The sequence below is a fragment of the Flavobacteriaceae bacterium genome (assembly GCA_014075215.1).
GTDB lineage: Bacteria > Bacteroidota > Bacteroidia > Flavobacteriales > Flavobacteriaceae > Polaribacter.
Genome location: CP046177.1, coordinates 3,259,951 through 3,272,891, shown reverse-complemented (window position 1 = coordinate 3,272,891; position 12,941 = coordinate 3,259,951). Strand labels below are relative to the sequence as shown.

Here is a 12,941-nt window from a genome sequence, read left to right as displayed (position 1 = left end):
GGAGAATATGTTTAACAAAAATAGCAGTTCGGAAAAAATTAAAGAATACCTGAGCAAAGGAGCTGTTATTTTGGATGTCAGGACACAAATGGAATGGGATGAAGCCCATATTGAAGGAGCTAAACATTTGGTTTTAGATAAAATTCCCGAACATGTGGAAACTATAAAAGCATATCGAAAGCCTATTATAGCGGTCTGTAAAAGCGGAGGTAGAAGTGGTGCTGCCAAAGAATTTTTGTCAAAACACGGTATGGATATTATCAATGGCGGGCCTTGGCAAAATGTAGCCAAATATCTTTAATATTTTTAACGCTTTAAAAAGTAATAAACGGGTACTGTTTTTGAAGTCCTTTGATATCACTTTGTAAAGCAGTTAAAAACTGTTGATATGCTTCTGAATTTGAATGGAAAGGTTGGTGAGTAAGCCTGTTTTGGATTTTTTCAACTTGTAACATCGTATTTTTTGTGTCTGCCGCAATCCATGTTTCTATAAAACGTTCCCAAATATAACGGATGGCAATTGCATTAGGGTGTAGCATATCTTCAGCATAAAAGCGTTAGTCGCGAAGCTCATCCGTCATAATTTCATAGGAAGGGAAATAAGAAATCGCGTGTTCAATATCAACTACTTGATGAATGGCAGCAATTAAGTGCGATTTACTCAATTGATTTTCTATAAATCCATCTTTTAAATGACGAACAGATGATACTGTAAAAATAATGGAGGCATTTTTGTTTATGCCTTTAATGGATGCAATTATCGTTTGTAAACTTGCAACAATATCTTCTACGGAAAGGAGTTCTTTTAAAAATTCTTTTTGAGGTACTTTATGGCAATTTACAACTATTTTGTCGGACTCAGTATGTCGATATATCCAGGAATGCTCCCAAAGTAAAAATAATATGAGTGGCATTATTCAGGAGTTGATAGGTTGATTTTATAGCATTATTTATAAACTGTAAAATATCTTTTTTATCGGAAGAATTTAATTTGGAATGCACATCAAAACAGCACCACCTTTCATGTAGGAAGAATATATCTTGATCATTATATTGTTTTTCATTGATAGCATTTATAATAAGCGTTTCTATTGCTTTCGGGTGAAATAAAATTCCAGCAGGGTTCTGACTTGACTGAAATTTGAAGTATTCCGGTTTTTTTCCGATACTTTCCGAAAAACAAGAGCCTGACAAAAAAATCTTTGAATGGTATGTAATAGGATTTTTTATTTCTCCGGAAAGCGGTACGTTGGTTTGAAGTTTTATATCTATAATTCAGAGTTGTAAAGTCAGTACAAGGTAGTATTTACTCTGAATATTATACCAAATAACTTTTGGCTTTTGATAATGCTTCTTCAATTCCGTCAGTATATTTTCCTCCTGCGGTAGCAAAGAACGGCTGGCCACCACCACCACCCTGAATGTATTTTCCTAAATCTCTTACAATGACTCCTGCATTTAAGTTTTTTTGCGTAGCTAATTCTTTGGAAATATAACAGGTTAGCATAGCTTTATCATTATTTTTAGACCCGAATAACAAAAATAGATCATCCAGTTCTCCTCCCATTTCAAATGCTAAATTTTTAATTTCGTTTGCATCTAAATCTACTTGAGTCGCCAAAAACCGAATGCCATTAATTTCCGTGAGCTTATTTTTTAAATCACCTTTGAGGTTTTTAGCTTTGTCTTTTAGTAATTTAGCTATTTGTCTTTTTAGGGAATTGTTTTCATCTTGTAAAGCTTGTAAGGCTTTTACGGGATTTTTTGAATTGTTTAACATATCTTTCATTTCATAAAATACCCTGTTGTTTTCAAAATAAAAATCTTTTACTGCATCTGTAGTCACCGCTTCAATCCTGCGGATTCCGGCAGCAACAGCTCCTTCTGACTTTATTTTAAAATGCCAGATATCTCCCGTATTTTGAACATGCGTTCCTCCGCACAATTCAATAGATTGGCCAAAACGGACAGAGCGCACCGTATCTCCATATTTTTCACCAAACAAACTAATAGCTCCTTCAGTAATAGCCTGCTCTTTCGGAGTGTTCCTTTTTTCTTCCAAAGGGAGCTTTCCTTCAATTCTGGCATTGACAAAATTCTCTACATCACGTAATTGTTCGACGGTTAATTTTGCAAAATGAGAAAAATCAAAACGTAAATATTTAGAGTGTACAGCGCTTCCTTTTTGGGTTACGTGTGCCCCCAACACTTCCCGTAAAGCTTGATGTAAAAGATGCGTGGCTGTATGATTTGCGGAAGTCCTCTCTCGCTGTTTTTTATCAACAACAGCAGTGAAAGATTCAAGCAGGTGTTTTGGCAAATTTTCAGTAAAGTGGACAATTGTGTTATTTTCCTTTTTGGTGTTAAGAATATATACAATATCTCCGTGAATATCTCTTAGATAACCTTTATCTCCAACTTGGCCGCCCCCTTCCGGATAAAAAGGAGTAATATTAAAAACCAGTTGACATTGATTACCTCCTTTTTTAGAAGATATTTTTCTATATCGAGTAATTTTCACAGGGGTTTCTAAGGTATCATATCCCACAAATTCTTCTGCATCGTTTTCTATCAAAATAGTCCAATCATCCGCAGAAGATTCGCTGGCAACACGAGAACGTTCTTTCTGCTTCTCCATTTCTTCACAGAATCCTATTTTGTCTACAGACCAACCCTTTTCACTTAAAATGAGCGCCGTAAGATCAATAGGAAACCCATAAGTATCGTATAGTTCAAAAGCTTTTTTTCCTGAAATTTGAGAACTGTTTTTGGAGCTTCCCGATTCATTATCAATAACAGCATCTAATAAGGTTAACCCTTTTTCCAAGGTTTTTAAAAAAGAGTACTCTTCTTCTCGGATGACATTTTCTATCAGTTGTTTTTGAGATTTCAGCTCGGGAAATGCTTTTCCCATCTTTTTAGAAAGAATATCTACCAATCGATAGATAAAAGGATCTTTTTTGTTTAAAAATGTAAACCCATATCTGACAGCTCTCCGTAAAATTCGTCTTATTACATAACTTGCTCCCGTATTGCCGGGTAATTGCCCGTCAGCAATAGAAAAAGCAACAGCACGAACATGATCTACAATCACACGCATAGCAATATCAATCTCCTCAAACTTTTCATATTTCATATTAGAGATCGCCTCGGTCTCTCTGATTAAAGGCATAAAAACATCTGTATCGTAACTGGATTTTACACCTTGTAAAACCATACATAAACGTTCAAAACCCATTCCGGTGTCAATATGTTTAGCGGGTAGATCTTCTAATGTCCCGTCAGCTTTTCGGTTGTATTGCATAAATACCAAATTCCATATTTCTACTACTTGAGGATGATCTTTATTGACTAATGTCTTTCCGTCTAAAGCAACTTGCTCTTCTTTTGACCTTATGTCTACATGAATTTCGGAACAAGGGCCACAAGGGCCTTGCTCTCCCATTTCCCAAAAGTTATCTTTTTTGTTACCCATTAAAATTCGATCTTCGGAGACAATCTGCTTCCAAAAATTGTATGCTTCCTGATCGCTGGGAAGATTATCTTTATCTGTGCTTCCTTCAAAAACAGTTACATATAGCGAATCTTTATTAATTTCAAATACCTCGGTTAACAACTCCCAGGCCCAGAAAACAGCTTCTTTTTTAAAATAATCGCCAAAACTCCAATTCCCCAACATTTCGAACATGGTGTGGTGATAGGTATCATAGCCTACTTCTTCCAAGTCATTGTGTTTTCCGGAAACGCGCAAACATTTTTGAGTATCGGCAACACGTTTTTTTTGAGGCGTGCTATTTCCTAAAAAATACTCTTTAAAAGGAGCCATTCCCGAATTGGTAAACATAAGCGTGGGATCGTCTTTTAATACCATGGGTGCCGACGGAACAATAGCATGCGATTTTTCTTTAAAAAAAGATAAAAAACGTGAACGAATTTCCTGGGATTTCATATGCCGTATTGTCTTTTCTACTAAAAACGAACTTAATTTGTTGCTTTAAAAAACTACTAACTACAAGAGTTATAAAACATTTTGTAGATTTGTAATTTTCAGATGGAAACCATTGTATAATCTTCATCAGTTTGAAGAGACAAAAATAGAATATTTAGTGGTATGGCAAAAGTAAAATATTATTACGATTCGGAGACTTTATCTTACAGAAGGATAAAAACGAAAAAAAGCAATATATATAAGAGTGCTGTTCTGATTACATTTACTGTAATTTTGTTGATGTTATTTGGGTTTATAGGGTTGAGCCAGTTTTTAATGACACCAAGCCACTTAGCTGATAAGAGAGAGCTTGAAAACTTAAAGTTAAATTATGAGTTGTTGAAAAAAAGAGTAGAAGAAAGTTCTAAAATTCTGGCACAATTACAAGAAAGAGACAATCATATTTACAGGACGTACTTTGAGGCAAATCCCATTCCTGAAGAGCAGAGAAAAGCTGGTTTTGGAGGAGTAAACAGGTATAAGTATTTAGATGGATTTGACAATTCAAATTTAATCATAGAAATGACAAAAGATATTGATATTTTATCAAAACAAATGGTTGTACAATCCAGATCCTTAGATGAGATTGTTGCATTAGCAAAAGAAAAAGAAACCATGTTGGCTTCTATTCCTGCTATTTTGCCAATTAAAAAGGGTGATATGGCACGTATGGCTTCAGGGTTTAAATATAGAATGCACCCTATTTTAAAAATCAGAAAGTTTCACAGAGGAATGGATTTTACGGCACCCAAAGGAACGCCGATATATGCCTCCGGTAATGGAACGGTGAGTGCGGCAAAACGCAGCCCGACTTTTGGAAAAGTAGTGTATGTAGATCATGGATATGGCTACAGAACAATTTATGCACACATGAGTAAAATTGCAACCAGAAGAGGTAAAAAAATCAAAAGAGGTGATTTAATCGGCTATGTAGGCAATACGGGAAGATCGGTGGCTCCTCATTTGCATTATGAAGTACATAAAAACGGAAAAGCGGTGAATCCGGTTTATTACTATTATGGAGATCTGACTCCGGAAGAATTTTTGGCTATGCAAATTGCTGCTGAAGAAGAAGGGCAGTCATTTGATTGAATAAAATGTATTTATAACAGAATATACTTTGTTAGTTAAAAATCAACACCTTTCAAAGAGATAAAAAAGGTTAACACTCAATGATTTTCCTGAAAATAAAATCTACTTTTTATGATGACGGGGTATATGAGTAAAAAAATGATAAGATTCATTTTTAAGTCAATTAAGTTCTAGGATTCAAAATCATGCTTATAGATTTACCAGAAAAACGATATTATAAGATAGGAGAGGTGGCGGAAGCTTTTTCGGTGAATACCTCTCTAATTCGTTTTTGGGAAAAAGAGTTTGATATTATAAAACCTAAAAAGAATGCAAAAGGAAATCGTTTATTTACTCCGGAAGATATTTCAAATTTTAAACTGATCTATTATTTGGTTAAAGAAAGAGGGTTTACCTTAGAAGGAGCTAAGAGTAAATTAAAAGATAACCCAAAGCGTATGGCAAATATTCATGAAATTATAGACAGTTTGGAAAAAGTGAAAGCCGAATTAATCAAGATTAAGAATCAGCTCTAAAATAGTAGAAAATAATGCCCTTAATGAATTGGATATGAAAAATATTGTTTTCTTTTTTAGTTTTTATTTTCTTTTTAATTGTACTCATTATGGTGGATTAGAATTTAAAGCACATTTGCCAAAGGTGCTAAAAGAAGTTTCCGGCATTCAATATTCTGAAAAAGAAAACGCTTTTTGGATGCTAAATGATAGTGGGAATAGTCCACTGTTATATTTGGTTTCCGAAGAAGGAAAAATTTTAAAAGAGCTAACAATGAATGCAAAGAATACTGATTGGGAGGACATTACTCAAGACAGTCAAAGAAATATTTACATAGGTGATTTTGGAAATAACAGCAATGAAAGAAAAGATTTAACCATTTTGAAAATCAATCATTCAGATTTATATGGCAACCAAAAAATTAATGTGACAAAAACTCAATTTTATTACCCTGAACAGAAGAAATTCCCGCCAAAAAAGAAGAAGCGATATTATGATGCCGAAGCTTTTTTTGAGTGGAATGGTTTTTTTTATATTTTTACGAAGAGCAGGGTGAAAGGAGAAATGGGAAGGACCTTTCTATATAAAGTTTTAAATTCCGGAGACACTATTGCAAATAGCGTGTATGGCAAAGTAAAAGCTCAATTAATTTCCAATTTTACAACTTGCTCCGAGAGAGATTGTCAGATTACAGGAGCTGACATTAGCAAGGAGGGGAAAAAGGTAGTATTACTCAATCATAAATCTGTTTGGATTTTTAGTAATTTTAAGGGTGATGATTTTTTTTCAGGAAATGCTAAAGAATACCTATTTGAGCATAGCTCGCAAAAAGAATCCGTCACTTTTAAAAACGATACCATTATTAGGATTGCGGATGAACGTTTCAAAAATGAAGGAGGAAAATTATATGGGTTTATAATTGATTAAAAACTTACATCATAACTATTTTAGAGCATGGAATTTCCTGATTATTTTATAGATTATCCAAAATTTAGAACGATAGAAGGAACGTATGGAATGTGTATTGAATATTTTCATAAATTAGATTCTATTACTGATATTCAGTTAAATATAAATGAACTTTTTTGTGTATATGTTATTGAAGGAGTCATAAAATTTCAATCTCCAGGTGATACGGTTTGGGTATATAAAGATAATTTGGCAGTGGTAAATAAAGGACCATATATTATGTCGGAAAGCCTGTCGGTGAATAATAATTTCAAAGCCTATATTGTATTTTTAAAAAGAGAACTATTAGAAGAGTATTACTCAAAAAACGTATATGCTGCTGATCATTCACTTTCTCATTCAAATGTTAAAGATATTTTAATAATTGAAAATTGCCTTTTAATAAAATCATTTGCAGAGAGTATTTCTCTTTTATACAGAGGAAATTATGAATCCAGAAAAAAGACAGATTTAATTGATATTAAAACGAAAGAACTTATACATTATTTGTCATACAGTAATTTATCAAAAGATATTTATCGTATGATGCACCCTGTTATTGGAAATGATTTTAAATTTAGAAAAACGATTAATAATAATTATTTAAACAGCCTTGATTTGAAAGATCTTGCTTTTTTGTGTGATATGAGTCTTTCCAGTTTCAAAAGAAAATTTTCCGAAATATACAACACTACTCCTTCAAAATGGATCAAAAATAAGAAGTTAGAACACTCACTAAAATTAATAGAGGGGGAAAAATTTAGTATAAAAGAAATTGCATATAAATGTGGCTTTGAAAATGCAACTACATTTAGCCGGTTGTTTAAATCTAAATACGGGGCTTCTCCTAAATATTATATGCAATAAACTTTTTTGATATTATTTTGGACTTTTTTCAAAGTTTTAGATTGAAAATAGTTATGTAATCCATATCCGGTAGTTTATAGATATAGGTAATTTTACTTCCGTATAATTTAACTTAAAATAACTAATTAGGTATTAGAAAATTACTTGCAAATAGATTTCAATTTACTGATATGTTTATCATTATTAATTTGGGTAGTATGAGTGTTGATTTGAGCAATTACAAACTTTGTTCAAATTCAAAGACCTACGTTAAAATAGTAATTACTTAAATAAGTGATGTATGTAATTTAGTAGCAATATCTTCGACTAATGCCGAAATTATTATTTCGAATGCGAAAAGAGGAGAATTAAGTTTATTTTATTAAATATAATTCCTTTACCTTTATAAGGTATCAGAAAAAACTGTTTCAAGAAATGGTATCGATTGATTTAATAATAGTTATAGAAAGCCCGAATAATACAATAGTAGGATAGCTAATTAGGTATAATTGAAGAGGTCTTAAATTTTTTGAAAAGTCGGAATAAGCTGAAAACAGACTTTAAACAGAAGTAGGCATAATATTAACAATTTTTAAATATGAAAAAAATATTTTTTTTAACAATTTCCTTGACAGGAATTTTGTTACTTGGAAGCTGTAAAAAAGATGATGCTACACCAACAACAAGAAACTTAACCTTGAATATTTCAGGATTGGAAGACTTAGGGAGTAGCTATGCGTATGAAGGCTGGTTAATTGTAAATGGGAGCCCTGTTTCATCGGGTATTTTTAATGTAGATGCCAGTGGGAACTTATCACAAACATCTTTTGCAGTAAGTACATCTAATCTGGATAATGCTTCCGCTTTTGTCCTGACAATAGAACCAAGCCCTGATAGTAATCCGGCTCCAAGTGATGTCCATATTTTGGCAGGTGACTTCTCTGGCAATAGTGCCAGTCTATCTATTGGACATGCTTCGGCTGTCGGAACAGATTTTTCAAATGCTACTGCAACTTATGTATTAAGAGCTCCTACTGATGATGGGGACGGAGCAACTAACTTCCAGGCTGGAGTTTGGTGGTTTATGAATATATTCGGAACAACTCAGGATTGTTGTACTAATTTACCGGAATTGCCTACAGGGTGGAATTATGAAGGCTGGGCTGTAGTTGATGGGACTCCATTATCTACCGGTGTTTTTGCCGATGGTGAGGTTAATAATGTAAGCCGAAGAGATTCGTATTCTGATAGAGATGTTAATAATAATGCTGACCCTGCTTTGGCTACAGGGTTTAACGGTAATGTAGCTTCAGGGCCTAACTATCCCGGAGAAGATTTTATTCAAAACCTTCCGGCAGGAGTAACTACCCCTGTTGACTTAAGAGGGAAAAGAATAGTTATAACTGTTGAACCTAACCCGGATAACAGTCCTAATCCTTTTACTCTAAAACCCTTGATACATGATGTTCCGGCAACTGCGGGCTTAGAGAATCTTGTAATGAATAATAATGCTGCTGCTTCAAATCCGACAGGAACTGCCAGTCGACAGTAATTAACGTATGTTCAGCAAAAAATAAAACAAAGGAGACCTTTGCAGAATTGATTTGACAAAAAAGTTCGACACCCGAAGAAAATTTTCAACCGGAATAACCTGTTGGTTTTGAGGATTTAAAATTTTCGAGAAGAAAGAAATTTGAAGTCAAATCAATTTCAATACGGAATATATCACTATTTTGCAAAGGTCTCCAAAGGGTAGATTTTTTTAAATAAAGAAATTCTACCCTTTGTTTTGTTTTTATCAGAGTAAACAAAATCAATGCTATAAAAATTTTCTACATACAATCTATTTTCTACAACTTCTTAGTTATGTTGTGAATTAAAACCCAAATCCAAAGCCAAAAGACAAACGCAGTTCATCATTACTGTTAAAAGCAGAGATTCCGGCTGAAATCATCTCAGCAGCATTTAAGAAAATTCCACCACCAACAGAAGTATTCCAGTTTCTTGTCTCATAATCGTCTATCCATACTTTACCATAGTCAAAACCACCATATATACCTAAAATTATTGTAACTAAACCCGTTTTTATTTTTTTGATATTTACACGGATATCAGAGCTTTGGTAAAAGGCTCTTTTCCCAATAAATCGCTGATTTCGATAGCCTCTTAAACCATTATCAGCCCCTAAATTAGCACCCTGATAAAATTCTAAATTGTTATTAAGATTGATATGACCGCCCAATTTGGTGGCAAATACTATTTTTTTATTAGCTGCTAAAGGGTAATTAAAAGCAATGGAGGGAGTAAAATAAACAAATCCTTTAGAAGTACCGGTATTAAAAGTATGCCCCAATCTAAGATCAGTTTCCATTCCCAGAGTAGGAAAAGCTTCACTATCCGTATTTTTGTAATAATAACTCAACTCGCTTCCTATAAAATTTTGATTATTAAAAACAGTTGCGGGTAATTCAGGAGTATTAGCTACAAACCTGCCGGCTGTTTTTTCTACTTTGACAGCTTCGTAACTAATACCCAACCGCACTTTACTGTCCAAATCACCTCTCCAAATTAAAGAAGTTCCAAAACGAAACTGTCTTATTCTTACACGATTGTAATCCAGACCTACATCTAATCCGTCATTTTCATCAGCTTCCGGGTTTAGAGATTCATTTCCAAAACCAAAAAAATTATTTGCAAAATTAGGGCTGGTAAAAGTAGCATCAAACCCCAGATTTGCTTTTCCGGTAATATGGGCAAGCTCTCCGGTATAACTGATATCATAGCCTTTTGTTGCTAAATATAAGTTAGCTGCTAAAGTATATTTGTAGGTAAAAGGGTTTCTTTCAAAATCGTTTGCAATAAATTTATTTGCAACCCCTATTCTAATACCATCGTCCGGATTTCTACCGATAGATGGCATAAATTTATGTAGCCTGTCTTTTAATTTTTTATAATCGTATAGATTCGTTTTATAGTCGTTGGTTACCCGTTTTTTGCCCTTATTGATAGTAAATATGTTTTTTTTGGCTTTAAAATCGTATACAATTATTTTTTTCCTGTTAATGATGTTATAAGTATCTTTATTTTGCCCACCGATAATTCTCACCTTAATAAGGTGGTTCCCTTTTCCACGCACTACAAACATATCGTCATCATCTAACCCGTAAATCCAAAGCTCTTTCGTATGCTCTTTTTGATATGTCTTTTGATGAAAAATAACTCCTTTTTTACCTTTTTTAATTCTATATGCTGTTACTTTTGTCTTTCCATCGGGAAATCGTTCTATATCAAACCAGTCATCTTTATCAGTTCCTTTAATTATCTGAAATTTGTTTAAATGCTTAAAATACGTGTCGGAAATTTTCTGTAGGTTTTTTCTTCGTCCTATTAATTTTTGTTTTATTTCATCAATTGTTTTATCGCGTACTTCTTTTGGAAATAAAATAAAAGCTTTCTCTATACGATCATCTGTCAGATTTGTAACGATGTGTTGTACCTGTTGGTCCCAATCGGATTTTGCAGATGTATTGATAATGGCCATATCTAACGGATAAGGTTCTATATTGAACCCAACTACATCTTTTAATTCTTCACTATATGACTGTAATAAGGATGCTTTTGGAACTACTTTAGTAGCAAAACTCAAAAGGGTTCCATCGGCCATAATAGAAAATGCCTGATCTCTATCTCTTGGAACAGGTCTGTATATTGTTTTTTTACCTTCTTTAAAAACGGCCCACCTCCATTGGTCTTCATGGCGATCCCAATCTCCAATTAGCATATCAAACAAACGTGCTCGTATATATGCTTTTTCGTCTACAAGATGATTTTCATTAGTATGTATTTTTTTTAAAAGATCATCCGTACTTATTAGTTTATCAGAAAAACCAAAACTTTTTTTATCTCCATGACCGGATGTAGCCCGTTCTTCGATCATATATAATTCATCTCCAAATTCATGGTTATATATACCCAGGCGTTCTTGTTTAGGAATATAATATAGTACAGGGTTTGTGTGATAGATGCCTACTGCATTAGCTAAAGGTGCTATGATAAATGGAGCATACGGGTGTGATCCTGTAAAGACATCTAACAATAAATTTTGTGTATATGTGTCATCAAACTGCCCTTCGATGTATTGGTCTTTAAAAGCAACTGACTGGAGATATTGCAAAGCATTTTTACGCAAAGCCCTCATCACATACTGCCTCCCGTTATTGTCTTTTAATCGCAATGATTTGGATTGGTTTCCACCACCTTTTCTAACGGGTGTCAATCCTCCAAATAACGTGTCTAACCGTACCGTAGGCACATTTACATTTGTATGATAGTATTTTCGATAACGTTCTCCCCAAAAGAACTTGTACGTTTTTCCTTTGGAAGTTTCTTTTGCCGTATAAACCGATGCGGATTTTGTTTTCGGAAAATCTGCCGGATACCGGTTTGCTGTTTGTGTTCTGTTGGTATGTAACACATCACTCTCAAAAATAGCTGTTTGGTTATCTATCGCATAAAAAAATACTTTAGAAGAACCATCTTCATACACCAGTAATTTAGCATAACCCTGCTGTCCGTAAGCAAATTTTCCTCCGCTAGATAATTTTGTAGGACTTACCTTAGCACCCGAACCGCTAATAATTTGCGGAATATTATCCCGGACTATATACTGTAAACTATGTTCGTGTCCGGAAACAAAAATGATTTTTTCATTTTTTTGAGAGAGGGCAACAATTCTTTTTTTTAATTCCCGGTATTTTTTGTTTTGTATATCAGCATTAGAAGCTCCTGTCGTTTTTCTTACTATATTTTTTAAAGTTCCCAGTACAGGTATGGGACTCATATGGCTCTTAAAAGAATAATTTCCGGCATGAGGACCTTGTGAGAACATAGGGTGGTGCATGGCAATAATTGTTGTTTTTCCTCTTGCTTTTTTAATGAGCCCTTTCAGTTCGTCAAAGAATTTTTTCCTGGTTTTAATCTCGCAATTATCATTCATTTTAGGGTGATGGTCCCAGTTGGTCAGATACCAATGTGTGTCAATAATAATCAAATCAATGTCTTTGGCAATTTTTACACGTTCCAGAGGGCAGCCATTCTCGGGTAAAAAAGTATTTTTACCTACTATTTTTTCAATCAATTTTTCTTGTCTTTTCAAACCATCTAATCCGTGATACCAGTCATGATTTCCGGGAATAAAATAGGTATTTCCCTTAAAGTCTTTGGCGATATCAATTTGAGTTTGAATTCGATGCTTTGCCAATGTGTATTCCTTTGATGTTTTTTCCGGGACCCCCGAAGGATATATATTGTCACCCAAAAATAATAAGGTAGCATTTTTATCTGTCCGGTTCATTTCTTTTCGTAGTTTTTCTAATGCTTTTGTAGAAGAATTTATGTCAGCATTGCCGGCATCTCCAATCAGATAAAAAGTATATGCTATTTTTTTAGATACATTTGGAGTAACTATATTACTTTTCGCAAATTGAGTTTTATATGTAGCACACGCAGAGATCAATAATATAGGGATAGAATATACTATTTTTTTAAAAGTTTTCATAAAGCTTGGTTAATT

Annotated in this window: 8 protein-coding genes and 1 pseudogene; 6 read left to right on the top strand and 3 right to left on the bottom strand. The window is 33.7% G+C overall.

Annotated elements, in window-relative coordinates; all coding sequences use genetic code 11:
- Positions 1-7 precede the first annotated feature (7 nt).
- Positions 8-301 (top strand): rhodanese-like domain-containing protein, encoded by a 294-nt coding sequence (locus GKR88_16245; protein QMU65674.1) that lies wholly within the window; start codon positions 8-10, stop codon positions 299-301.
- A 13-nt stretch (positions 302-314) separates the two neighbouring features.
- Here GKR88_16245 and GKR88_16240 read toward each other — a convergent pair.
- Positions 315-1,266: pseudogene (locus tag GKR88_16240) on the bottom strand (GSCFA domain-containing protein).
- A 52-nt stretch (positions 1,267-1,318) separates the two neighbouring features.
- Entirely contained in the window at positions 1,319-3,949 is a 2,631-nt protein-coding gene (gene alaS, locus GKR88_16235) for an alanine--tRNA ligase (GenBank protein ID QMU65673.1), read from the bottom strand.
- Positions 3,950-4,111: 162 nt separating this feature from the next.
- On the opposite strand from alaS, the gene GKR88_16230 reads away from it, so the two are divergent.
- The 5 genes from GKR88_16230 to GKR88_16210 all read left to right on the top strand — a co-directional run bounded on the left by GKR88_16230 (position 4,112) and on the right by GKR88_16210 (position 8,921).
- The gene (locus tag GKR88_16230; GenBank protein ID QMU65672.1) at positions 4,112-5,080 is read left to right on the top strand and encodes a peptidoglycan DD-metalloendopeptidase family protein; all 969 of its coding nucleotides are present in this window, start codon (positions 4,112-4,114) and stop codon (positions 5,078-5,080) included.
- A gap of 185 nt (positions 5,081-5,265) precedes the next feature.
- Positions 5,266-5,595: a MerR family transcriptional regulator gene (locus tag GKR88_16225; GenBank protein ID QMU65671.1), complete on the top strand. Its 330-nt coding sequence runs from the start codon at positions 5,266-5,268 to the stop codon at positions 5,593-5,595.
- A 115-nt stretch (positions 5,596-5,710) separates the two neighbouring features.
- Positions 5,711-6,502, top strand: coding sequence for a hypothetical protein (locus tag GKR88_16220; GenBank protein QMU66757.1), 792 nt, complete (start codon positions 5,711-5,713; stop codon positions 6,500-6,502).
- A gap of 27 nt (positions 6,503-6,529) precedes the next feature.
- On the top strand, positions 6,530-7,390 hold the full coding sequence (locus GKR88_16215; protein ID QMU65670.1) for an AraC family transcriptional regulator: 861 nt from the start codon (positions 6,530-6,532) through the stop codon (positions 7,388-7,390).
- Between the two features lie 577 nt (positions 7,391-7,967).
- Entirely contained in the window at positions 7,968-8,921 is a 954-nt protein-coding gene (locus GKR88_16210; protein QMU65669.1) for a hypothetical protein, read from the top strand.
- A 324-nt stretch (positions 8,922-9,245) separates the two neighbouring features.
- Here GKR88_16210 and GKR88_16205 read toward each other — a convergent pair whose 3' ends face one another.
- Entirely contained in the window at positions 9,246-12,926 is a 3,681-nt protein-coding gene (locus tag GKR88_16205; GenBank protein ID QMU65668.1) for a phosphoesterase, read from the bottom strand.
- Between the last annotated feature and the right edge of the window lie 15 nt (positions 12,927-12,941).